Source organism: Acinetobacter sp. TAC-1 (genome assembly GCF_029025845.1).
In the GTDB taxonomy this organism is placed as follows: domain Bacteria; phylum Pseudomonadota; class Gammaproteobacteria; order Pseudomonadales; family Moraxellaceae; genus Acinetobacter; species Acinetobacter guillouiae.
The window spans coordinates 1475453-1501195 of sequence record NZ_CP118892.1 but is presented as its reverse complement, the minus strand read 5'-3'; the positions used below and the strand labels follow the sequence as shown (position 1 = coordinate 1501195).

At 38.4% G+C, this 25743-nt stretch carries 20 protein-coding genes; 10 read left to right on the top strand and 10 right to left on the bottom strand.

Annotation, left to right across the window (positions count from 1 at the left end; translation table 11 throughout):
• Window positions 1-40: 40 nt before the first annotated feature.
• Entirely contained in the window at window positions 41-1528 is a 1488-nt protein-coding gene (locus PYV58_RS06885) for an aldehyde dehydrogenase family protein (protein WP_034616477.1), read from the bottom strand.
• 10 nt (window positions 1529-1538) lie between these two features.
• The gene (locus PYV58_RS06880) at window positions 1539-3083 is read right to left on the bottom strand and encodes an acetolactate synthase large subunit (protein ID WP_034616481.1); all 1545 of its coding nucleotides are present in this window, start codon (window positions 3081-3083) and stop codon (window positions 1539-1541) included.
• A gap of 161 nt (window positions 3084-3244) precedes the next feature.
• Between PYV58_RS06880 and PYV58_RS06875 the strand changes: the two genes are divergently transcribed.
• From PYV58_RS06875 to PYV58_RS06865, 3 genes are all read left to right on the top strand, one after another.
• Window positions 3245-4045 (top strand): IclR family transcriptional regulator C-terminal domain-containing protein, encoded by an 801-nt coding sequence (locus tag PYV58_RS06875; protein ID WP_034616483.1) that lies wholly within the window; start codon window positions 3245-3247, stop codon window positions 4043-4045.
• Between the two features lie 1107 nt (window positions 4046-5152).
• Entirely contained in the window at window positions 5153-6559 is a 1407-nt protein-coding gene (locus tag PYV58_RS06870; protein WP_034616486.1) for an MFS transporter, read from the top strand.
• A gap of 157 nt (window positions 6560-6716) precedes the next feature.
• Window positions 6717-7940 carry an OprD family outer membrane porin gene (locus PYV58_RS06865; RefSeq protein WP_034616489.1) on the top strand — a complete coding sequence of 408 codons (1224 nt, stop codon included), beginning with the start codon at window positions 6717-6719 and terminating at the stop codon, window positions 7938-7940.
• 505 nt (window positions 7941-8445) lie between these two features.
• Here the strand turns inward: PYV58_RS06865 and PYV58_RS06860 are convergent.
• Window positions 8446-9228, bottom strand: a complete 783-nt coding sequence (locus PYV58_RS06860; RefSeq protein ID WP_051671076.1) for a TorF family putative porin — start codon at window positions 9226-9228, stop codon at window positions 8446-8448.
• Window positions 9229-9448: 220 nt separating this feature from the next.
• Window positions 9449-9676 carry a hypothetical protein gene (locus tag PYV58_RS06855; protein ID WP_034616491.1) on the bottom strand — a complete coding sequence of 76 codons (228 nt, stop codon included), beginning with the start codon at window positions 9674-9676 and terminating at the stop codon, window positions 9449-9451.
• 50 nt (window positions 9677-9726) lie between these two features.
• Here PYV58_RS06855 and PYV58_RS06850 point away from each other — a divergent pair, with 50 nt between their 5' ends.
• A complete protein-coding gene (locus tag PYV58_RS06850; protein ID WP_275059729.1) occupies window positions 9727-9903 on the top strand; it encodes a hypothetical protein in 177 nt (58 codons plus the stop codon).
• A 149-nt stretch (window positions 9904-10052) separates the two neighbouring features.
• Here the strand turns inward: PYV58_RS06850 and PYV58_RS06845 are convergent, their stop codons facing one another.
• From PYV58_RS06845 to PYV58_RS06835, 3 genes are all read right to left on the bottom strand, one after another.
• Window positions 10053-10997: a helix-turn-helix domain-containing protein gene (locus PYV58_RS06845; protein ID WP_051671078.1), complete on the bottom strand. Its 945-nt coding sequence runs from the start codon at window positions 10995-10997 to the stop codon at window positions 10053-10055.
• Between the two features lie 235 nt (window positions 10998-11232).
• Window positions 11233-12588: an aminotransferase class III-fold pyridoxal phosphate-dependent enzyme gene (locus tag PYV58_RS06840; RefSeq protein ID WP_081407404.1), complete on the bottom strand. Its 1356-nt coding sequence runs from the start codon at window positions 12586-12588 to the stop codon at window positions 11233-11235.
• A gap of 26 nt (window positions 12589-12614) precedes the next feature.
• Complete coding sequence (locus PYV58_RS06835) at window positions 12615-14039, bottom strand: APC family permease (protein WP_034616493.1); 1425 nt, start codon at window positions 14037-14039, stop codon at window positions 12615-12617.
• A 547-nt stretch (window positions 14040-14586) separates the two neighbouring features.
• Between PYV58_RS06835 and PYV58_RS06830 the strand changes: the two genes are divergently transcribed.
• The 4 genes from PYV58_RS06830 to PYV58_RS06815 all read left to right on the top strand — a co-directional run bounded on the left by PYV58_RS06830 (window position 14587) and on the right by PYV58_RS06815 (window position 18716).
• The gene (locus PYV58_RS06830; RefSeq protein ID WP_004822903.1) at window positions 14587-15216 is read left to right on the top strand and encodes a TetR/AcrR family transcriptional regulator; all 630 of its coding nucleotides are present in this window, start codon (window positions 14587-14589) and stop codon (window positions 15214-15216) included.
• 46 nt (window positions 15217-15262) lie between these two features.
• Window positions 15263-16105, top strand: coding sequence for a phytanoyl-CoA dioxygenase family protein (locus tag PYV58_RS06825; protein WP_034616496.1), 843 nt, complete (start codon window positions 15263-15265; stop codon window positions 16103-16105).
• Between the two features lie 241 nt (window positions 16106-16346).
• Entirely contained in the window at window positions 16347-17705 is a 1359-nt protein-coding gene (locus PYV58_RS06820; protein WP_081407405.1) for an amino acid permease, read from the top strand.
• Window positions 17706-17939: 234 nt separating this feature from the next.
• Entirely contained in the window at window positions 17940-18716 is a 777-nt protein-coding gene (locus PYV58_RS06815; protein ID WP_004822909.1) for an IclR family transcriptional regulator, read from the top strand.
• A gap of 55 nt (window positions 18717-18771) precedes the next feature.
• On the opposite strand, the gene PYV58_RS06810 is transcribed toward PYV58_RS06815, so the two are convergent.
• Window positions 18772-20160: a GntP family permease gene (locus PYV58_RS06810; protein ID WP_034616498.1), complete on the bottom strand. Its 1389-nt coding sequence runs from the start codon at window positions 20158-20160 to the stop codon at window positions 18772-18774.
• A 305-nt stretch (window positions 20161-20465) separates the two neighbouring features.
• Here PYV58_RS06810 and PYV58_RS06805 point away from each other — a divergent pair, with 305 nt between their 5' ends.
• Both PYV58_RS06805 and PYV58_RS06800 read left to right on the top strand, forming a co-directional pair.
• Complete coding sequence (locus PYV58_RS06805; protein WP_034616500.1) at window positions 20466-21626, top strand: iron-containing alcohol dehydrogenase; 1161 nt, start codon at window positions 20466-20468, stop codon at window positions 21624-21626.
• A gap of 31 nt (window positions 21627-21657) precedes the next feature.
• A complete protein-coding gene (locus PYV58_RS06800; RefSeq protein ID WP_275059728.1) occupies window positions 21658-23154 on the top strand; it encodes a CoA-acylating methylmalonate-semialdehyde dehydrogenase in 1497 nt (498 codons plus the stop codon).
• Window positions 23155-23943: 789 nt separating this feature from the next.
• Here the strand turns inward: PYV58_RS06800 and PYV58_RS06795 are convergent.
• Complete coding sequence (locus PYV58_RS06795; RefSeq protein WP_034616506.1) at window positions 23944-24534, bottom strand: recombinase family protein; 591 nt, start codon at window positions 24532-24534, stop codon at window positions 23944-23946.
• A gap of 180 nt (window positions 24535-24714) precedes the next feature.
• The gene (locus PYV58_RS06790) at window positions 24715-25647 is read right to left on the bottom strand and encodes an IS5 family transposase (protein WP_000743262.1); all 933 of its coding nucleotides are present in this window, start codon (window positions 25645-25647) and stop codon (window positions 24715-24717) included.
• Window positions 25648-25743: the final 96 nt, after the last annotated feature.

The following is a 25743-nucleotide window of genomic DNA, read 5'->3' as shown; positions in this document are numbered from 1 at the left end:
GTGACGCCCTTTTTTCAAGGGAGCTTAGCAGGGACCTTAATTAATACAAATTCACGCAAACATTTTTGGTTTCAGTATAAGCTTCAATCACATCATGGCTCATTTCACGTCCCCAACCTGATTGTTTATAACCACCGAATGGAGAAACTGGGTCCACCACGTTATAGCAATTTACCCATACGGATCCTGCTTCTAATTTGGCTGCAATTTGATGTGCTTGTGATAGATCCTGTGTCCAAATTCCAGCAGCTAAGCCATAAATTGAATTATTGGCACGCTCTATCAACTCATCCGTGTCTGACCAACTCATCACCGTTAATACAGGACCAAATATTTCCTCTTTGGCAATACAGGCTTTTTCTTCACGATCAAGAAAAATGGTCGGCTCAACAAAATAACCCCGATCAAAACCAGTTGGACGTTGGCCGCCTGTCAATAATTCAGCACCTTCCGCTAATGCTTGCTGAATATACCGATTGACTGTCGCATATTGGCGTTCAGACACCAGTGGACCCATGGTTGAGCTTTCATCTAGGCCATTGGCAATTTTCATGCCTTGTGCCTGTTTGCATAAACCATCCAGCACTTCATCCAGCACTTTTTCATGCACATACAAACGGGAACCTGCGGTGCACACCTGTCCTTGGTTATAAAAAATGGCTTGTGCTGCACCCGGAATGGCTTTACTCAAATCCGCATCAGGTAAAATAATATTGGGTGACTTACCACCTAACTCTAAAGTGACACGCTTCATATTCGAGGTTGCCTGTTGGGCAATCGCTTTACCCACCGCTGTCGAGCCAGTAAATGCCACTTTATTCACTTGCAGATGCGCACTGAGTGGTTCACCAACATCACGACCTGTACCTGTGACCAGATTGACCACCCCTGCTGGGAAGCCCGCTTCTTGAAAAAGCTGCATTAAGCGCACTGCAATCAATGGTGTTTGTTCAGCAGGTTTTAAAATTGCGGTACAGCCCACAGCCATTGCAGGTGCAAGTTTCCAAATACACATGGTCAGTGGGAAATTCCATGGCACAATCAAACCACAAACGCCGACAGGATCACGTAAGGTATAGTTTAAAAATGCGCCTTGTGGTGCACCTGAAACTGGTACTTGTCGACCTTCAACCTTGGTCGCAAAACCCGCGAAGTAACGTAAAATATGCGCTGCACCGCCACACTCATGACGTGAATACAATAATGGTTTACCATTATCCAGCGTTAAAATCTGCGCCAACTCTTCAGTGTGTTTTTCCACTAAATCTGCCAATTGATACAACAATCTGGCACGTGTTGCTGGGATCTCATAACGCCAGGTTTTAAACGCTTGATTGGCAGCATCGACTGCCAAATCAACATCCGCTGCACCACCTTTTGCCACTTGAGCAATCACCTCTTGCGTTGCTGGATTTTCAACATCAAAGGTCTGTTTACTGACCGAGTCCGTCCATTGACCGCCAATAAATAATTGTTGTGGTTTCGCTAAAAAACGATGTACTTCTGGAAAAATCTCATTTATAGCCATGGGATACACCTCATAATTCCATTACGATTAGATGGGGTTGCATTGCTTGATTGGTTTGAGTCAATGCAGTTTGTAGTTCTTGATTGGTTCGCGTCACTGTAGATGCTAAGCCATATGCTTTGGCCAAAGCTGTCCAATCTATTTTCGGTTGATTGAGTTCGGTTAAAGACAATGCCGTTTCACTGAATTCTTCTACACCAAAACGTCTTAATTCATTTTGCAAAATGGCATAACGATGATTGGCAGCAATCAGAATCGTGACTGGTAAATTTTCACGGGCAATGCTCCACAATGTTTGAATGGTATATTGCGCACTTCCATCAGATTGTAGGCAGAACACCCGTGTACCACGTTCAGCCAATGCAGCGCCAAAACCAGCAGGAATGCCCTGTCCAATTGCGCCACCGGTATTGGTCATGACCCGATGTTTTAGCGCATCATTCGAAGCAGTAAAAAATGGATAACCACAAGTTCCCCCCTCAATCGAGACAATACAGTCCTCGGTCAGACTTGCAGATAGAATTTTCGCAATAGATGCTGGACTCAATGCTGCTTGTGCGGGTGGTAAGTCGATTGGATTCGTCGCAACAGGTACAAAGTCTGGTGCATTCAGTTCATCCGCCAGTGCATTGAGTGCCGCTGGTACATCCTCACCAACATCAGCCAGATAAAGTAAACGATCTGGTTCTGCCAAGCGCGATGGCAAGCCCTCATAGCCAAAATAGCTAATTGGATCAATCACACCTGCACACACCACATAATCATAGTGTTGCAACACATCAATCGCCTTTTCAGGGAAATAGGGCAAACGATCCAGATCTGGCAAACCACCACCACGATGACTGATGCGTGGGAATGTTTCAGCAAACATACGCACATGTGCCAATTGCGCCAAACGCCCTGCTGCTTTTAAACCCGCATCATTTACACCGGTATCTCCCACAATAAATACCAGCGATTTACCCTGCTGATAATGCCGAGCAACCTGTTCAACCTTACTGGCGACAAAGTGACGTTGTGGTGCGGTAACCTGAAAATGCTTCCCGATATACTGAATTTTTTGGGCTTGAAAATCCATGGGTAAAATCAGCGTAGCAATTTGCCCTTTGGCCTGCCAAGCAGCTTTCATCGCATCCTGTAAATCATCACCAATACTGTTGGCATTGCGGGTCATGCGTACCCAACCTGACACGGTTTTTGCCATGCTTTCAATATCACTGGCAAGTGGTGGATCATAGTTCACATGCCATGAGGCATGGTCCCCAATAATATTGACGATCGGTGTATTGGCACGGCGCGCATTGTGCAAATTCGCCATGCTATTGGCAAAGCCAGGCCCCAAATGGGTCAAGGTCAAAGCAGGTTTTGCAGCCACCCGACCATATCCATCAGCCGCACCCGAACAAACACCTTCAAATAAAGAAAGGATAGGTTTGATTTTAGTTTCCGTTTGCATCACTGCAACCATCGGAATTTCGGTTGTTCCAGGATTAGCAAAACAATATTCAAAGCCAAGTTGCGCTGCCGTCTTTACAAAATATTCCGCACCGATCATCTTCTTCACCTGAAAAATTTAATTATTCCCTTATTGAGATATTTATAAAACATAAAAACAACTATTTCAATAGTTATTTTCATAATACGGGATTTTTTTAATTTCTTTATTTTTAACTCATTCAATGCTAATTTATTTAATTATTTCCATAATGTAAAAATATGAGCAGCAGCCTTTCAAGAATACTCAGCGTATTAAATTTATTTACACCTGAACGCCTCGTTATTGATGCTGATGTGATTGCTAATGAATACGATCTTTCTCGCACATCTTCCTATCGCTATCTAAAAGAATTATGTGATGCTGGTTTGATTGCAAAACGTGGCCCCGGTGGTTACGTGTTAGGTCCTCGCCTAATTGAACTTGATTGGATGATGCGTAAGTATGATCCTGTACTCAGCTCAGGGCGTGTTTATATTGAACAATTAAGCCAAAGAACTGGCTTAACTGTTTTTGTCAGTGCTTTTTATGATAATAAAATTATTAATACTTTTATTCTCTCACCAAACAACGACCTAAACTATAGCTTTGGCCGTGGTCGCCCTCTTCCATTATTTCGTGGAGCGCAAGCCAAAGTATTAATTTCTTTCCAAGGTACAAAAAAAATTAAAGACTTGTATGAGGAGAAAATAAAATTTGATCCTTTGAATATTTATTCTTTAGAAGAGATCCTTAAGCAAGCGAAACAAATTCGTAAAGACGGTTTTTGTATTACCAACAATGAATTAAATCAAGGGCAAACTGGCATCGCCGCACCAATTTTTATTGATCAAAACTCTAAAGAATCACATACAAGTATTAGTGTGGTCGGGTCTTATGAACAATTTGAACTCTTGAGAAAAGAAACCATTATTGAAATACTTTTGGATACATCGGCAAAATTAACCCAAGCAATGGGTCAGCAAAATCAAGTGGATAGTAATAGTAGCCAAATCAATTTGGAAGAAGTTGAGCATATTTGATCTAAAGCAGATGTATATAGTCAATTCTTCAAAAGTTTCCATATTGATTTATATGACATGATTCCAATCATATAGATAACTTTTCAATCGTTCTCAATAGCAATACGGAAGCTTTTCTTGCTTTTAAATATTGAGCTTTTGCTCCAAACATAGAACGGGGCAAAAGCTTTATTTTTCCAAAATTTATTTTAAAACCTTATATTCCACAGTATTTTCTATACCAATAACAGCAATACCTTTAATGCTGGCTGTTAATCATATTGAAAAAATGGGTTCACTCTTTTTTGTACGGCTCTTTTTATATAGCCTGCTTTACATCCCCTCTTTACTATGCACAAGGTCTTTATTTTATCTCAAACTACGGTTTAAACCCACAAAAATCCATAAATTTAATTTTTCACACTATTTAAAAAAAATATCATTTTAATCGCAATTAAACCTAATTTTATTTGTATTTTTACCATAATATAGAATTTTTTAAAAATAAATGCTTTCTTTTTGTTAATTTCTATGCTTAATTATCGTACATAGCTAACAGTCAAACCAAAACAACAATATTTACCACAATATGGAATTTAATTTTATTAATTATGCTAATTTTTAAAAATTATCCCATAGTGTAAAATTTAATAAGAATTCTAACGGAGTTAATGTGCAATGGATACTCACTGCTTTTTTACCCCTAAATGGTCTTTATTACACGGTGCAAGATTATATCTAACAAGACTTTCTCTATTCGGCAGAAGCTTAAAAATTCCTGTTTTGTACTGCATATATTGAACTCTGTCAAAATCAAAATACCATTTACAAAAAATTTGATTGAAATTTAGAGGCTTGGAGAAACTTTCTGTTTTTTACGCCACCATCATTTGCTACTCAAATATCTAAAATTATTTACATAGCGGAGGGTTACAACAATTTTAAAATTTAAATGACGATAGGGAAATCGACCAAGATAAATTGACGATAGTTAACGAAGAAATTATATCAAGTTTTAAATACCTCTCGACAATTTAGCTTTTATCTCTATCCCCACACTAGGTTTAAAAATAAGCCAACGACAAGCGACCAACGTAGTCGTTAAGCAACCTCAAGGAAGAGACAAATATGAATATATTAGAAAGCTTACCTAACTCATCTAACCATTCAAGTAACGATGAGCGACAAAGAAAAAAAACTGAACGAAAAGTTGCCTTAGCCACAGTGATAGGAACATCAATTGAGTTTTATGATTATTTTATTTATGCGGCTATCGCTGGCATGGTTTTTAACCATATTTTCTTTGGGCCAGCAGGCCCCGCTTTTGCTACGATTTTAGCTTTTGCTTCAGTCGGAATTAGCTTCTTATTTCGCCCTTTGGGTGCTTTTTTAGCAGGACATTATGGCGACAAACTTGGTCGTAAAACCATGCTGGTTATTTCACTGATTTTGATGGGTGGCAGTACCACGCTGATTGGTCTATTACCGACCTATGAATCAATTGGCATCGCTGCACCATTGTTATTGGTGTCATTACGTATTATTCAAGGAATTTCCGTTGGAGGTGAATGGGGTGGAGCAATCTTAATGGCGGTTGAACATGCACCTAAAGGTAAACGCGGTCATTTTGGTGCTTTCCCTCAATTAGGTGTTCCGCTTGGACTGTTGCTATCCTCTGCCGTTCTCTCAATTATGACAGGGTTCGTTTCTCCCGGCGATGAGTTTCTTGAATGGGGTTGGCGAATTCCTTTTCTGTTCAGTATCGTTCTGGTTTTAATCGGTCATTGGATTCGTATTTCACTGGATGAAACCCCTATTTTTAAAGAAATTAAACAACGTAAAGTCGCCACACGAACACCAATAAAAGAATTGTTTAAGAATCACTTTTTAATTCTTATTCTTGCCTCTTTCTTATTGGCTGGAACCCAAGCAATCGGTTATATGACCACCGGTGGATTTATCCAAAATTACGCAACTGACCCAAATGGTCCAATCCAAATGGCTCGTACTACATTGTTAAGTATCATGACATCCATAGCTGTGGTCTGGGTTATTGTGACTTATTTTTCTGGTGGTTGGTCAGATAAGTTTGGCCGTAAAAAAATGTATTACCTCAGCTATAGCCTACAATTTGCGACAGTTTTAGTCTTGTTCCCCTTACTAAATATGGGACAAATCTGGTCGATTGGCCTAGCTTTACTGCTACTTTCAGTCAGTGTCGGTATTGCCTGCGGTGTTCAATCTGCCTTTTACGCTGAACTGTTCCCTGTCTCTGTTCGATTTTCTGGCGTATCGATTGCCTATGCGTTGGGGTCTATTTTAGGTGGTGCATTTTCACCAATGATCGCTGCATGGTTGATTTCCACAACAGGAGAAACTTCTTCGGTCACCTACTACTTAGCCTTTATGACGATTCTGGCTTTGGTTGCCATTAGCTGTTTAAAAGAACGACGTAACTTGCCTTTAGGATTCGAGTATGAAGAACGGCAAAAGGCAGATCCACTTGTTTGGCAAAAAAAACCTGATGATCAATAATTCTGGTTAAAAACCTGTTCAAAAAACGAAATAGACCTCTCTTCATCTGCCTTTAAGTCTAAAAAGCAATCGAATAAGTAGATGAAGTAGAGCGTAATACCCACTTGTCACAGCGTGACAAAAGAATAGCGATAACTAAAAAATCAAGAGAAACCCTATGAAAAATCCAATTTTAATCACCGTATTCACTTTTAACCTTTTTGTATTCACTCAACACAGCTACGCCAATGTCCTCGATGGTAGTGCTAGGCTGGTGCTTAAAAATGCATATATTGACCGCGATTTTGAACCATCCAAAATTAAAGATGTTGGAAGCTGGTCACAAAGTGCATCTTTATTTATTCAATCTGGCTATACCGATACTCCACTACAGATTGGTTTAGATGCAAGTGTGCAATATGCACTTCGCTTAAGTGATGATAAAGGCGTTGCTGATACCGTATTACCTTTTAATACAACGACAGGAAAACAGGCAAAAGACCAGTTGAAATACGGTGCGACACTAAAAGCCAAATACCAACAGGCTGAACTAAAAGTCGGCGAACTTTGGTTAAATTTACCAACCACTCCTGTAGATGAGAGCCGACAATTATTTACCAGCTTTCAGGGTGCACAATTAACTTTTAAAGCAGCGCCCAATGTGAATATTGAGTTAGGTCGTGTTGAAAAATTATCTCCACGAAATGAAGAAAAATTTAGAGATCTGAGCTATACCTTGAATGGTGTAACACATCGTTCCGATGGCTTGAATTATATTGATTTAAAATACCAACCTACGCCTCAATGGCATCTGGAATATTATTTTGGAGAGCTCGAATCTTTATTTAACCGTCACTATTTTGGCGCAGAATATCGATCTCAGTTTGACCAAGTTAAAAGTAAAACCAAATTAAAATATTTCCATACTATCGAAAGCAATAACTCCAAATTAGATGCTTTTACCAATCAAAATATTGGCATTATGCAAAGCTTTAATTATGCCAATCACAGTCTATCTGCGGGCTATCAACAAATCAGCGGTGACAATGCTTATGCCCTGCTTGATGGTTTTGTACCTGAATTATATTTTATTAACTGGAACGTAACTGGTTTTTTCAAAGAGAAAGAAAAAACATGGCATGCGATTTACAGCTACAAATTTGATGGCCCACTCAAAGGTCTAAGTGCTACGATAAAATATTCTTATGGCTATGATTTTATTTATAAAGACTTTAGCAACAATAAAGAGAGTGAACTCGATGTGGGTTTAAATTATAAATTCCCACATCCAAAACTCAATGGATGGTCACTCAGCTATTTATTTGCGGATTACAACAGTAAAAATAGCAATAGTTTTAATGAAAATCGTGGATTTCTCAGTTATCAAAAAACATTTAAATAAGGTTGATTTAATACAATGCTCATCATTACACATCTAGCATACCCATGGTATGTGCAATTCGAAGCAAAACAACATGGAACTTAAAGCTAATTTAGATAAGTTCATTCAATATCGACTTATGATGAAGAACATAAATGAATATTGAATCTGCAATAGCTTGTTGTTGAAATCATGTTCTCGAAATACAACCTGACTCGGACTTTCATATCCGAGTCATTTTATTGAATAATTATTTGATCTGATCATGATTTACAAACAAGTTGATGTGCATACTTTGCAAAGTAAACAGTCCGACTACGTTTGATTTCAGCAATAATTGTAGAAGCTATTCTTTGGAGTCTTGAGGAAATGTGTCATTAAAAAATCTTTCATAAAGCAAAACATAAATTTCATATCTTGCTTGATTGCTAAATTCATCTCTATTGTTGTCAATCTAAGATTTTTATTCTAAAACAATGAGGTAGTTAAATATTATTAACTACCTCATAAAGAGCAATGCGATTATTTAAAAATTCTTGGTCACACTGACATATAAGCGGTCATCATACATATTCATTTGACTGTCAATATTATTGCCAACCCAAGCCAGTTCAGTGGTTATCCCTTTATAATCACCGCGTACACCCACTTTATAATCAAAGTAACTGTCTTTGTTTCCATCTGGGACTGAACCTAACTGAAATTCCGCAACACTGTCTTGTTTGGTATAACCTGCCGAACCAAATAGTTGTACATTTTCAATAACAGGAAAGCTGTATTCACTACTAAAATAATATTCGTTGCCTGAACCAAACACATAATTTGGTGAATAATAAACTGCTGCATTGAAATTATCTTGCGCAACAAATGTACCTGTACGTTTGTACATCACCCCATATTCACCAAAATCAGCTGACTTCCCGTTTGGGCTAAAATTTCCACCGGGATAATTCACGTCTGCATAAAAGAAATCCAGACTGTTTTTATCATTGATATGCCATGTATAGCCCAGTATTGCATCTGCTTCTACGCTACCACCATTTGGTGTTGTTGCACTTGCGCCCCATAGCATTAAATAAGCCCCTGACTGATGTGCCAAAATCAATCCCCCTTGTACTGACGGTTTTTGCTCTGACTTGGAAAAACCACGACTGCGGTAATCTGAGGATAAAGTTAATGTGCCATGTATAGAAAACTGATCCATAAATGTTTCTGGCTTGGATGACCCTGCCTCTATTTGAACTGTCTCTGCTTGTACTGCCTGTACGCTTCCTAGCGCCAGCAAGGCAGCTAAAACTAAATGTTTCATCTTGTTCTCCTTTCATCCTTGTTGTTTTGCCTCATTACACTTCACCCTGAATGTGTGTGAGGTAGTGCCCTCTTTAGAGATGCAATAATAAAATAATTATTCCTTATTATAGGATTTTATACATTTAAATAACCACAAAAACAACATTTATTTTATTTATTTTCATAATGCGGTATTTTTAATATATAAACTCAAAAATTCCAGAAGCCTCTATTAATGGTTATTTATCCTTTGCCACTTTATTTGGAATATTAGGCTGCTTTATTGCAACATTTATTGGAAATAAGCTTAGCCGTATAGCGATCATAATCAGCGGCTTTGTGTTGTTCTTTATTTCACTCTCATTGATGTTTGGCACAATTACGGCGCCAATATTTATGACCGCCATTGTTGTGTTTAAATTTGCATGGATCTTTACTTTCCCATTTATCTTGGGCAGTTTAGCCATCATGGATCATACGGGCAGTATTATGAAATATGTCAATTTAATGATAGCGATTGGGATGGGGGGGTGGACCTGGCGCATCGGGTCAAATTATCGAACATACCGCAAGTTTTAACACATTGCTCACCTATGCCATGTCGATGTTGCTGATCTCTTTAATCTTGGTTAATTTATTAAATCGTAAATTTGATCAACAGCCCAATATACAGAAGAACACGACAGAACATTAATCTCATACATACATTGCATTTAGCCAGTCGAGTGATTGGCCTTGCTGTTTTTATGGATCAAAATAGATGTCGAAATACGACTTATTCTTTTGAATTGTTGATACTTTATTTTAAAATTCAGTAATGCACAGCAACCACAACCTGTATATTTATTTACACTGTGCCAATGTTTGCGATGGTGTCTCTCCAAACAATTTTTTATAGTCAGTGGCAAATTGCGATAAATGCCAAAATCCCCACGCACTGGCCACTTCACTGACCGAAGCAGATGTAGCATTTTGAATAAAGCTACGTCTTACCCCATTGAGTCGTAAATGTTTTAAAAACTGTGCAGGGCTTTGTCCAGTAATCAGTTCAAAACAATTTTGCAAAGTACGCCGTGAGGTACAAGTAAGCTGACATAACTCATCCATGGTTAAAGGATTATCCTGATAGGACTGCATCGCATCAAGTGCGCGTTGCACCACAATTTTTGCCTTACGTGCAGATAGGCGAATCTCATTTTTTTGCTGCTGCATGGCTTGAATATATCGAAAACCAAGATCCAGAATTTCGGATTTTGCCTGTTGCATACTGACTAAATCTGCCCCGCACGGATGTTTAGATACATGATTTAATAAAGTCGTCAGTTTAAAATAAATTTCTTGTGCCAAGGGCTGATGCGTCAACATACTGGCACCTTGTGGAATCTCTCCCGCCTCTTCTAATAAAGACATGGGTAAGCTTAAGGATAAAAAGGAAGACTGTTGCGGTGTTCGCATCATAATTTCACCGCCTTGGCATAATGAAATAATTTCTGCGCCTTGTAAGACTTGCCCCATCCATAATGCGGGATCAGATAAATTGGAAAAAACACCTAAACACAATGAGTCCGCTTTGCCTTCGCCACTTTGGAAAGTTGAGGGACTAATTTTTTCTTCATAGATTTGAATATCATCCAACCAAAGTTCATTCAAATGACTTTCAAAATGACCTGACGAAAGCTGATCATAGGACAAAGACCAGTCCTTTAAAATTTGGGTATGTTGTAAAGACTCTCTTATTTGAAAGCCATGTAACAAACCTGTATTTACATCTGGTTCAACGACTAACATCCATGCCTCGCTTTTACCTAAAAATGCAAAAAATTTATTGTTAAATTTCAATTCATTAAATTTTAATCAAAAATGAAATCTAACTTTTATTTTAAGTTGAATCGCTTAATTGGCAAGCCCTTAAATGTAACGTTCTCAATATTATATTTATAGGTTATTGAACAGGTAGAACAGGATCAAAGTGCTGTATACCACAGACATTTGATCCTGTTTTTAAACCGATAAATTTACAGTGTTATACATCGACTTGTTCAAATGCAGTCTGTAATGCATTGAACAATAGCTCACAGCCTGCTTGATCAATCACCAACGGTGGAGCAAGCACGATTTTTGGCCCAACAGGTCGAACCACTGCGCCCGCATTACGGCAGGCCTCTGTAATACGCCAAGCCAAATTATTATCAGGTGCAATAGATTCACGGGTGTTCTTATCTGAAACCAGATCAATTGCCAGCATCAAGCCTTTGCCACGCACATTACCAACAGATGGAAATTTTTCTTCAAAACTTTTTAATTGATTGAGTAAAACATTTCCCATTTTGTCAGCATTGGCAGGCAAGTCTTCTTTTTCAACAATATCGAGTACTGCCAGAGCTGCTGCACAACCCAACGGATGTCCACCATAGGTATAGCCCTGCATCAAAATCCCCCGATGATCTTTGTTGTGTAAAAAGGCCTGTTCAATTCGATGATTAATCAAGGTTGCTGAAAGCGGTACATAGCCTGCGGTTAACGCCTTGGCAAACACCATGATGTCAGGTTTTACCCCCCAGCCTCGTGAACCGAACATATTGCCACTACGACCAAAGCCAGTCACCACCTCATCTGCAATCAATAAAATTCCATATTTATCACAAATCTGCCGTACCAAAGGCCAGAAGTTTGCTGGAGGTACAATTACACCGCCTGCACCTTGTACAGGTTCTGCAATAAATGCAGCCACACTATCTGGACCATAATATAAAATGTCTCGTTCTAACTGTTCAGCCACCAACTGTCCTAATTGCTCAGGATCATCACAGTTCCAAGGATTGCGATACAACCACGGTGATTCAATTTGTGAGCAACCATCCAAAACAGGACCATAATTCATTCGATAAATAGATAAACCACCGACAGATGTCCCTCCGAAATGCACACCATGATAAGCATTTTTCAATGAGATAAAGCGGGTACGCTGCGGTTGTCCCTGTAAAATCCAATATTGACGCGCGATTTTTAACGCTGTTTCAATACCATCTGAACCACCCGTACCATAGAGTACCCGAGCCATATCTTCCTGAGTTGTCATTTCAATCAGTTTATTAGACAAGGCTTCTGCTTTGGGATGGCTCACACCATCGAATAACTGGTAGTAGGCCAGCTCATCCATTTGTTGAGTAATAGCCTGTTTGACTTCAGCTCGGTTATGTCCAACATTGACACACCATAACCCAGCAAAACCATCCAGCATTTTACGTCCCTGATCATCCCAGACAAAAAGCCCATCTCCCTTAACGATTCGTAATGGCGCCTTGTTTTCCCAATTATTGGGATGGGTCATTGGATGCCAAAATTGATAATCTTTTGTTTGAACCATTGGACTATTCATACAGAAACTCCTTGTCTATTCGGACATTAAGAATGGATGACGATATTTGTGACATCTTCATATTTTTGCGGATTGATATGTTTCAAAACACGAGCTGTGATCATGCCAATAAGCATACAAGCCAGTAGTAACCACGGTAAAAACAGTACAACGGGAGAAGATGAGCCACTCAACATTTCCAGATTTCCAATTACTACATACAGTATGACCAACATGCCCAATGCGGAAATAATGGGTGCGATCAATCGACTCCAGAGTGAAACCTGAAGGTGTTTATGTTGACGAAAATATTTAATCACTGCGCATGAAACACCGAACTGTAATACCATAATCGCCATACTTCCAAGAACAGATGCCCATGCAAAAATATTGATCATTGGGTCGAGTTTAAACAGCCCAAACGTCACCAAGGCCGCAATCATAAAAATACCTTGTGCGATACTGGCCATATAAGGCGTTTTATAAACAGCATGCGTTTTGGCCAATTTGGACCACAGCAAACCATCACGACTAATGGTAAATAGGTAACGGGATAATGAATTATGGAAAGCTTGTGTTGCTGCAAATAAACTGGTGATCAATAAAATTGAAATGACTTCAACCGCCCAACCACCAAGCAACTGCTCAGCCACGTTGTAAACATAAACACCGGGATCTTTGGCTGCTTCTGCGGCAATCTGACTTGCACCTGTATATTGCACAAATACCCATGACGTGAACGCATAGAAAAAAGTAATTAAAATCACAGCAGTAAAGGTTGCTTTCGCCACAATTTTTTTAGGTTCTTTACATTCTTCGGCATAAATTGCGGTTGCTTCAAAACCAATAAAAGAACAAATCGCAAAGACCATGGCAATACCAAAATTGCCATTTAAAACAGTACTGGGCTGAAAAGCGCTAAATTCCCATGTTCTCGGCTGGGTCATAAAGACAGCATCCATCAATAAGACGATGGCGATCTCAAGTAACATCAGTACACCAAGGACTTTTCCACCAATTTCAACTTTAGCGATACCCAGACCAATGACCGCCATTTGCATAAATGCTGCATAGGCCCACCACGGTAAACTGCTACCAAAATGTCTGGTGACAAAGAGTTCGGTAAAGAAACCAAACATCGCACTACAAGAAAGTTGCATCGCAGCATAGGCAAGTAAAGCGACATTAAACCCCGCTAAACCACAGGTAAGCCCTAAGCCTTGGACAATATAAGAATAGAATGCGCCTGCATTGACCACATGACGGCTCATGGCAACCAGACCGAAACTAAAAATAAGTAGCAACGCACCTGCAACAACAAAAGTACCCGCGACACCTGCTCCATTGCCTGCCATAAAGGCCACGGGTAGCGCTCCAACCACACCCGTAAGGGGTGAAGCTGCAGCCACCACAAAAAACACAACGTACCAGAGCCCTAAACTTCCTTTTTGTAATTTATATTCTTTTGACATGCTGATCTCCTTCCTTGATCATGTCTTGAGTCTATAAAGGAAAAACTTAAAGGTGTTATCAAAATATGGCAATTTTAGCGATCAATCATGATCAGGCTGCTTGGAATGGGGCAGCCCTATTTTTGAAATAACAGTAGATAAAATTAATGATTAAAAAGCTAAGGACAGATTAAATGTGGAGATCTGGTGATTTCTAATCTAACTTAATTTCTTATAGGTCTAATAAATATTGAAAAATCATAGCCATAAAAATGCCCTTTTAAAAAGAACATTCTCAAGATATTGAAAAGAATAAATAAAAGTTAAATTCAAAAATAAACCATTCATTTTAAAGAGATCAATTAAAAATCTCTGCCACGTTTTTACTCTCTTATATTTGCTTTTTCCAATTATTTCTCACTGGCAACACTACCATTTATGCAGAGTCAAGCTTGCTTTCGAGCTTATGGTAACGCCATTTCTCTAACTGATCTTGGCGTAATACTGTTGACAATTTCGCCAATAAAAACTAAATTGAATTCAATTCAGTTTTTCTAAGAATAAAATCATGGTCGAAAAAAAAATGGCGACTTACCAACGCTTGATCACTGCAGCAGAACAGGAATTGATTGCTAACAATGGACATATGGAGATCAGTGCCATCGCCAAAAGAGCGAATACATCAGCTGGGCTCACCTATCATCACTTTGGCTCAAAAACAGGTCTGATTGCCGCTGTTGTGGATCAATTCTATGAACCATTGAGAGCGCTTGCTTTGGGTGACAGCATTCCAACAAATATTGAATGGAGAGAACGCGAAAAAACCCGTACCAAAGCAATCATTGACTATTTCTATAATCACCCTCTAGCACCTTTAATTGCTGGGCGACTTGCCCGTGAACCTGAAGTGCTTGATATCGAACGTGCTCATATGGAGGCATTACTAGAAGCGGGTGCACGTAACATTGCTCAAGGACAGAAGTTGGGAATAATCAGTCCAGATCTTAATCCCAATACAACGGTGGCAATGCTGATGGGAGGTCTACGTCTGGCGATTGATCAAGCCATCCTTGCCAAAGAAAGACCCTCAAATGTGGAACTCTTCGAACAACTCTGGAATCTGACAAGCAATACCCTACAACTCAGCCCACTGTCATCTGGAGATACCAATAAAAAACCAAGGCAGGAAACAATATGAACTAACTGTTCCGTTCTGCCCAGCACGTTAAATCAAGGAGCTTGCAATGTCTAAATTAGATATTCATCAATATAATAAAAAGGATCACGCAAAGACCCATCGACAATTACAGCCAGGGCCTGAGCGAAATACGCCAGAAATCCAACGAGATTTCCAAAGCTTAATGCGTGATGGTTATGTCATCATCAACAACCTGATCAGTAAAGAAACCTGCCAGCAAATTAAGCAAGAAGGCCTTGCCTTACTCGGTCAAACTGGACGTAACCCATTTGAAGGTCAACAAACCCAGCGTGTCTATAACGTTCTCTCAAAAACGCGAATCACTGATCAACTTGCGGTACATCCTCACATTCTTGGTCTTATGGATCGGCTATTCCAACCCAACTTCTTACTCTCTCAGAGTCAAATTATTAATATTCTTTCAGGTGAAGTCGCTCAAAGTCTGCATTATGATGATGCTTTTTATCGCCTCCCCCGTCCTCGTCAGCCACTTGGTGCTGCAACCGTCTGGGCAATTGATGATTTTACCGAAGACAATGGTGCAACAGTAATTATTCCTGGCAGTCACCGTTGGGGAGATGATCGATTTGCACAAAGATCAGAAGCGTTACCCGCAGTGATGCCTGCAGGTTCGGTGATCTTTTTTCTCGGTACGACTTGGCATGGTGGCGGTCAAAATCATTCGAAATCTTCACGCTTTGCGATTACTCATCAGTACTGTGAAGCCTATGTCCGACAACAAGAAAACTATTTGCTTGAACTTTCCAAAGATACGATACGATCGATTTCACCTGAACTTCAAGCCTTGGTTGGTTACTCAATTTACCCACCATTTATGGGAATGGTTGAGGGCATGCACCCACTGCGCACATTAGAGCAATCTGAATAAGCTTGTTTTATAAGTCTTTTTTAGACGTATAGATACCCCTCATTCTAGCCTTCTCCCAAAGCGAGAAGGCTCTTTCAATAGCAAGATGATTCACTCAACATGATCATATTTTAATAGATGGAAGCGTTCTAATATTCCAGTGTTCAATATCTTATAAAATTGCCTCAACAACATCGTTTTCAAACTAGGTTATCTATAGCCAATCTATTACAATGGCTTCTTTTATTCAGCACAGCATATTTTGAATCGCTCATCTTCCCAATTAAAACGTGGACTTAAAAATCGTCATATCCAATTGATCGCTATGGGTGGCGCTGTGGGTACAGGATTATTTTTAGGTTCTGCACAAGTCATCCAATCTGCTGGTCCTTCGATTATTTTAGGCTATGCCATCGTCGGTTTGATTGCCTTTTTAATCATGCGCCAAATGGGTGAAATGATTGTAGAAGAACCTGTTGCAGGTTCATTCAGTTATTTTTCACAAAAATATTGGGGAAAATTTCCTGGCTTTTTATCTGGCTGGAATTACTGGGTAATGTATATTTTAGTCGCCATGACTGAACTTACAGCGGTGGCTAAATATGTGCATTATTGGTGGCCGCATATCCCCGCTTGGGTCTCCGCTTTATTTTTCTTTGTCATCGTGACTGGTTTTAATCTGGGCAATGTTAAATTTTATGGTGAATCAGAATTTTGGTTAGCCATTATCAAAGTTGTTGCTGTAATTTCAATGATTGTGTTTGGTTTATATCTTTTGCTCACAGCGGGTGCTGATTCAACTGCAACTGTGGCAAACCTCTGGCAACATGGCGGATTTTTCCCACATGGTTTTTCAGGGTTATTTTATATGCTGGCCTTTTTAATGTTCGCATTTGGCGGCATTGAATTAATTGGGATGACGGCTGCCGAAGCAGAAAACCCTGAAAAAAGCATACCACAAGCAGTCAATCGCGTGATTTTCCGCATTTTGGTTTTTTATGTTGCTTCTCTTGCCATCATCATGTCATTAATTCCATGGAATCAACTTGATCTTGGGGGTCTAGATAAAAGTCCCTTTGTGATGATTTTCAGTCAATTGGGTTTAGGCTGGGCAGCGCATTTACTTAATTTTATTATTCTAACTGCTGCGCTTTCAGTATATAACAGTGGTATGTATGCCAATAGTCGTATGCTGTATGGGCTTGCAGTACAAGGCAATGCACCGAAGATGTTTGCAAAAGTCAGCAAACAAGGTGTGCCAATCACTGCGGTGATCTTCTCTTCTATCCTAATTTTTGGTTGCGTGTTACTGAATTATTTTGTGCCTGAAGAAGCATTAAGTCATCTGATGTATTTGGCTGTTGCTGCTCTGGTTTTAAACTGGGCACTGATTAGTTTTACCCATTTAAAATTTAAACGAGCCAAAAAGCTGGAAGGGACAAGGGTAAAATTTCCCTCATTGTTTTCACCCGTAAGTAATTATATTGTTTTAGTTTTTATCAGTATGATCCTATATATCATGTGGGTGCAAAACTTTAAAGAATCGGTCATTTTGATTCCAATTTGGATTATTGTGATGTTTGGACTATTTAAAATTTTGAGTTGGAATAAATCACGTTAATATTTTAAAGGCTTATTGAATCAAATAAGCCTTGAATAACACAAAACTTCTGGCTTGATGGGTAGTTGCTGATCGTTCTCTTCTCATTCATGATAGATATAAAATTTCGCATACTGATAAAACTATGATTAGGGTAAAGTATGGCAGATAAAAATTTCATATCTATAACATTCAAATGATAATATCCATAAGCTCAAGTGGGTATGAATGAAGCAGAGTCTTTTGGAAAATTTTATGACACAAGATACAAAACGAAATAAAGGTTCATCAATCACACGAGTACTTGAGATTTTAGAAGCGATTGGTGAAGCAAAACATCCCCCTTCTCCACTTGATCTCTCTTTAGCCCTTGATATTCCAAAGCCCAGTATTCATCGACTCATCCAACTATTAGAAAAAGAAGGTTATGTCAAAGTAGATTTACATGGTGGTTTGTTGGTGGGTGGAAGAGTCAAACAACTATTATTTAATGTTTGGGAAAATGAAAAATTTAGAATTGAACGGTTTTCTATTTTAGAAAAACTGTCAAATAAGATTGGCGAAACCTGTGGTATAGCGATTCTTCAAGATAATCATATGCTGTATGTAGACCGTATACAGACGAACTGGCCATTACAAGTATATTTACCTGTAGGCTCAACAGTGCCTGTCTGGTGTACATCGAGTGGCAAACTTTTTTTAAGTCATTTATCCGCAGAAAAAAGGAAGAATATTCTAAAAAATATTCCAATCACCCAGTACACCAAAAATACCATTACAGATCTTAATTTGCTGGAATCTGAAATTCAGCGTATTGGCGTGACAAATTTAGGCACCGATAATGAAGAGTTTATCGCAGGGATGGTGGCCTGTTCAGTGCCTATACTCCATCCCAATGGTGAAATCATTGCTTGCTTATATACCCATGCGCCAAGTATTCGAAAATCCTTAGATGACTTAATCAGCTATCAAGATGCATTAAGAGATGCAGCCAATGATTTAAACACCTATATTAAAAATTCAATCGATTAAATAATAAAAGCTAGCGACTTCGAATACCCAAGTCTCTAGCTTTAAAACTCAAGCATTAAAATGATCCAAAATAAGTACCCAGCGTAATCACCCCGATCAGTGCAAGCAGTGGAAAAATAACTGCGACCATAAACATGTCGTAATAGGACTGTTTATGCGTGAGACCGCAAAGCGCAATAATGGTAATCACAGCGCCGTTATGAGGAAGTGAATCTAAAGATCCAGAAGCCATAGAAGCAACTCTGTGCATTAATTCAGGTGAAATGCCAAATTGATGCGCCAGATTCATATAGGTTTCACCCATCGTATTTAATGCGATACTCAACCCTCCAGACGCAGAACCTGTGATCCCAGCCAGTACATTGACCAAAATTGCTTCGGAAACCAGCGGATTACTTGGCGCTAAACCAACTAAAAAATCTTTTAAAATGACAAAACCTGCCAAAGATGCAATAACTGAGCCATATCCCACTTCTGAGGCGGTATTAAAAATAGGTAAAAATGAAGAAGAAACACCATTTTGAATACTGTCTCGAATATCGTTAATCCGTTTCCAATTGAGCACAATAATGGCAATACATGCGATCACCAATGCTGTAATAATCGACCAAAGACCAATCACAGAATTTAGACTGGTGTGACCAAATTGTGCCGTGGCCAAATATGAAGTATCCATACTTGGAAAAATCACTTTAGTTAATATTAAATTCGATAAAATCACCAAGACAATCGGGATCATTGCGATCAGTAAACTAGGATCTGAATGGGTTAAAATTTCTTTATGCTGTTCAATATGATTGCCATAGCCTTCGCCTTGTTTTATCGAATGTTCGACTCTTCTATTCAGCCACCACATCCCCGTGATTAACATAAAAATCGAGGCAATGATGCCAAGTACAGGTGCAGCATATAGATCTGTTTTAAAATATGGCATTGGAATTGCGTTTTGAATCGCAGGTGTGCCAGGCAATGCGGTCATTGTAAAGGTTAATGCACCCAACATAATTGCCGCAGGAATGAGTCGTTTAGGAATACCTAGTTCTTTAAATAATGCCGAAGCAATTGGAAATACAGCAAAACCCACCACAAAAAGCGAGACACCGCCATAGGTTAAGATTGCACAGGAAATCACAATCGATAACATCGCGCGCTGATGCCCTAAGCGTTCAACAAAAAAAATTGCGATTGTGCGAGCTGATCCACTGTCATCCATGAGTTTGCCAAAGACAGCACCTAACAGAAAAAGTGGAAAATATTTAATGATGTACCCACCTAGACCACTCATAAACACTTGCGAATAAAACCCCAATAATTCATGCGTCATTCCACTCCAAATGACCGCAAACAATGCAAGTACAGGCGCCAAAATAATGACACTAAAACCTTTGTAAGCTAAATACATCAGCAATACCAAGGACACTACTATTCCAAATAGTCCTATCATTGTAAACTTCATTTATTTAATTATATTGATACATAATGTATCGATATATATGTATATCTAATTTTTAATGATGAATCTAGACAAAATTCTTTTCCACTTTAAAAAACAGATCAAACTACTGTTATTTATAAATAAATAATTTTATTTAAATAAAAATCATAAAAACACTATTTACATATAATTTTATATTGATACGATACATATCAATATACAAATATTATAAAGCCAATTTACAGCATGCAACTTGGTCTTTTTTTAAATACAAAATGCATGTAAATGGAATGAAACTAAAATGGAGTTCGCTTATGTCACATACGATTTTGTTGCCCAGATTTCTTGAAGTCGGAAAAAATGCCCGTGAGAAAATTCCGCATATTTTAAAAAGCTTAGGCTGTAATAAACCACTGATCATCACTGATCAAATGATGGTCAAGTTAGGCTATATCGCCGATATTCAAAAGATTCTTAAAAGTGAAAATATTGAAGCAGACTTTTTTGATCAAACCATTCCAGAACCCACATCTAGTTCAATTGAAGCTGGGGTTCAGTTTATTCAAGCACATCAATATGATTCAATTATTGCTGTGGGTGGCGGTAGTCCAATTGACAGTGCAAAAGCCATTGGCATCTTAGGTCGCTATGGTGGAAAAATCCGAGATTATAAATTCCCTAGACAGGTCAATGAACAGGGATTACCAATTATTGCTGTTCCAACAACAGCAGGCACAGGTTCTGAAGCAACCAAATTCACGATCATTACTGATGATGAAAGTAATGAAAAAATGCTCTGTGTCGGTGCTGGTTTTATGCCCATTGCTGCGATTGTGGATTATGAACTGACGTTGAGTTTACCTGCCCGTACCACAGCAGATACGGGTATAGATGCTTTAACCCATGCGATTGAAGCCTATACCAGCAAAAAAGCCAATCTATATAGTGATACCCAAGCATTGGAAGCCATGCGCTTAATTGGCCCAAATCTTAAAAGAGTCTATTTTGATCCAAATGATGAAGTAGCCCGAGAAGCATTAATGCTGGGTGCAACATTGGCTGGTGTGGCTTTTAATAATGCATCTGTTGCCTTAGTTCATGGCATGAGTCGACCGATTGGCGCGTTTTTCCATGTCCCGCATGGTTTATCAAATGCCATGTTATTGCCCATGATTATTGAATATTCAATACCTGCTGAACCTGAAAAATATGCGAACTGTGCCAAGGCCATGGGTGCTGCGCAGCAAAATGATTCTATTGAATCTGCCAATGCCAAGTTAATTGAAGCATTAAAAGACATTAATACATCACTTCAAGTGCCAACTTTAGAAGCTTTTGGAGCAGATAAGCAATATTTTGACGAAGTTGTAAATACTATGGCAGAACAAGCACTTGCTTCAGGCTCACCAAGTAATAACCCTCGTCTTCCAACGAAAGAAGAAATCGTAAAACTTTATCAGCAATTATGGTGTTAATTTTTTAACCAAAATAAATCAGGAGATCTCAATGAATACAATCGGACATTTTATTAATGGTCAGCTTTCAATAGAAGCAAGTCGTAGCCAAAAAGTTTTTAATCCAGCCACAGGTGAATCAAATTCTCAAGTGGCCATTGCCAGCCAAAAAACCGTACTTGATGCAATAGCAGCAGCAGAAAATGCCTTTCCTGCATGGCGTGATACTCCAGTGATCAAACGTGCGCGAGTTATGTTTAAGTTTAAAGCGTTGCTTGAAAAAAATGCCGATAAAATCTGTGAGCTGATTGGTTTAGAACACGGCAAGATTTGCCATGATGCAGCTGGGGAATTACAGCGCGGGATTGAAAATGTTGAATATGCTTGTGGTGCACCTGAATTTTTAAAAGGTGAATTCTCCAAAAATGTTGGGCCGAATATTGACTCTTGGAGTGAATTTCAACCTTTAGGTGTCGTTGCAGGGATTACCCCATTTAACTTTCCTGTGATGGTGCCACTTTGGATGTTCCCAATGGCAATTGTCTGCGGCAACTGCTTTATTTTAAAACCTTCTGAGCGTGATCCATCTTCAACATTATATATCGCGCAATTACTAAAAGAAGCTGGACTTCCCGATGGTGTCTTTAATCTGGTCAATGGCGATAAAGTTGCAGTAGATACACTTTTAAATGATCAACGCATCCAAGCGGTTAGTTTTGTAGGCTCAACCCCAATTGCTGAATATATTTATAAAACGGCAACAGCTGCGGGCAAACGTTGTCAAGCTTTAGGTGGGGCAAAAAATCACGCTATTATCATGCCCGATGCAGATGTCGATAATGTGGTGAATTCCCTCCTTGGCGCAGCTTTTGGTTCCTCTGGTGAACGGTGTATGGCGCTTTCTGTTGCGGTTGCAGTCGGTGACGAAATTGCAGATACCGTCATTGCTAAACTTCAAAATGAAATCAGTAAATTAAAATTCGGACATTTTGCCGATAAAAATAATGATTTTGGACCTGTGATTACGGCAGAACATAAAGCCAAAGTGATTGGTTTTATTGACAGTGCAGAGCAACAAGGTGCAAAAATCGTTGTGGATGGCAGACAAGCAAGCGTTGACGATTTTCAAAATGGCTTTTTTGTGGGGCCCACTTTAATTGATCAAGTTACCCCGAATATGCACAGCTACCAACAGGAAATTTTTGGCCCTGTCTTACAAATTATGCGGGTAGAGACCATGCAACAAGCCATGGATCTGATTGATAACCACGAGTATGGTAATGGAACATGCATCTATACTCGTGATGGAGAAGCAGCACGTTATTTTTCTGATCATATTAAAGTAGGTATGGTGGGTATCAATGTTCCTTTGCCTGTACCTGTCGCTTATCATAGTTTTGGTGGTTGGAAACGTTCACTCTTTGGTGATTTGTATGCGTATGGTCCAGATGGTGTACGTTTTTATACACGTCGAAAAACCATTACTCAACGCTGGCCTTCTGCCAACATCCGAGAAAACAAACAATTTTCAATGCCGACTTTAAATTAGGACTATTCAAATTAAGATGGTTCAAATTTAGACTGCTTATTGATAAAGCGGCTCTGACTATGTTGGGAAGTATTCAACCCTATTTTGGATACTTCCCAAATGTTTTGACATTTAAATTTTAAATTGAGCTTGTAACTTTCTAAATCACATACAAATATTATTTTAATAAAAATATTTTAAATTTAATAAATATTTTAATCCTTTAAATACAATTCACCAAATTCAAAATATAAATAAACCACCCTCCTTCTATGCATCATTAAATCAAGAAACCTTTAATTAAAAAACATACAACAACTCAATAATAATATTTAAAAATTTATAAAATCAAACCCTCACATTATAAAAAATTAATTAAAAATTGATTTATTTAAAATAAACTTTAAAACACATTAATAATAAACAAATATGATATCAAAAAAAACATCTTAAATTTTATTTTTAGGCAACAAACAAATCAACTACAACCATATACTTTATCACACCACAAATAAATCAATATTCATGTTCAAATAATGACTTATCTAGATCCAAAAAATATAAATCAGAACCATATAAAAAGATAATCATTTTTCCCTCATGTTTAATCCCTTGAATCCTATAGCTGATCAAACCATTTATCGACTTTATTTCAATACTATAATGACTCATCAAATTTTTTGCTTTTTTGGGATTTACTTGTCGCAACACATAAACCAATTGGACAATAATTGTTTTGTTGAAATCAGTTCTCTTCTGCGCAATCGCAAATCTACTTATATGATTTTTCTGAAGTTTTATACTCCTCATTTACTTTTCATCACTACTAATGACGTCAGAAGATTTTAAAATTAAACGTTGAATGACTGTTCGAGTAACTGAGTAATGCTTAGCAATTGAATAAACCGTATGGCCTTTTTTAAACTTATCCAAAGCTTCTTTCTTTTGCTTATCAGTTAAAATCTCAGGACGACCCACACGCTTTTTTGCTTTATTCATAATGCTCTTTTTAGAAAAACTAGATTTCTCTTCAAAATCAGAACATAACTTTAAAAAATGCATAAATAATTTCTTAAGATCTCCGACAATTTCATTTTTAGAAAAATCTAAACAGATTAATCGAATTTTTTTTTTAAAAATCAAGTTTACACTTGAAGCTACTTCGTTAAAGTTACCACCTAATGAATCAATGCCATTGATTAACAATAAATCACCGCTTTCCATCGCATAATTCACTAAATTAATAAATTTATTTCTATATTTTAATGATATACCTGCTTCGACCTCTTCAAAAATCACACGCTTATTTGGTATTTCATAACCAGCGTTTGAAATATAGGAGACATAATTACTGTCTTTTATAGACAAATCATCCACTCTAAAATATGCATAGACTCGCACAACAAATAACCCTCTTATAATTAAAACAATTATTATAATCTTATACTAATAAAAAAAACATCTGTTGAAAATTATATTGGTGTTTTAAACACTATTAATGATTTAAAAACATAAAATCAGAATCATTAGGCTTTGTTGCACAAAGATTTGAAAGGCAAAGCGCCCCTAATTGAGCCAAATTTAAGGCGTAACTTGGGTAAGTGGTCGACCTAATTCCGTAAATCTGTTGAGGACTGCTACACGTGCATGAACCTCATTGACTTGGCTATCAAAGCTCCTTGCACTGAGTTTATCTCTTAATAATTTGATGCAGTGCATTTTAGTCTCAACCAAACTTCGGCGATGATAGCCTGACCATTTTTTCCATAGTGTCCTACCTAAACGTTTAATTGTTCGAAGTAATTCATTTCGCTCTAGCGAGCTACTCTTTGTATCTTTCCATGGTTTCGCATTTTTTCTAGGTGGAATCACCGCATGTGCTTGCCGATCTGCAATGACCTGACGGCATTGCTTGGTGTCATAAGCTCCATCGGTATAAACAGAGTCAATCTGCTCATCTTGTGGAATCTGATTAAGTAAATCACCAAGCACCTGTGAATCACAGACATTATTGGTTGTGAGCTGAATAGCGCGTATTTGTAGGGTTTTGGCATCTATACCAATATGTAGTTTACGCCATTGGCGACGATATTCAGCTCCATGTTTCTTGCGTTTCCATTCGCCCTCACCTAGAAACTTCATCCCTGTAGAGTCTACGAGTAGATGCAGCCCATCGCTACTTTTTTGGTAGCTGATTGCAATATCAATATGCTTTTGTCTTCTACAAAGCGTACTGTAATCTGGTGCGGTCCAATTTAATCCGCAAAGTTTAATCAGACTTTGCACAAAGCCAGTGACCATACGTAAAGATAGACGGAATAAGGATTTAATCATTAAGCAGCATTGGATGGCTGCGTCGGAGTAGGTTTGATTTCGCCCTTGTTTGCCTTTTGATGGAGCATACCATTGCGTAGCAGGATCAAACCAAAGGGCAATATTTCCGCGATTAATGAGTGCTCGGTTATATGCGGGCCAATTGGTTGTGCGGTAGATTTTGTGTGTAGGCTTCTTCATTTGAAAATTATATCGCTGAAAAAGCCTTTACAGATAGGTTTGTGCAACAAAGCCGAATCATTATAAAAAAATAGCATGATTAATTTAAGCACATGA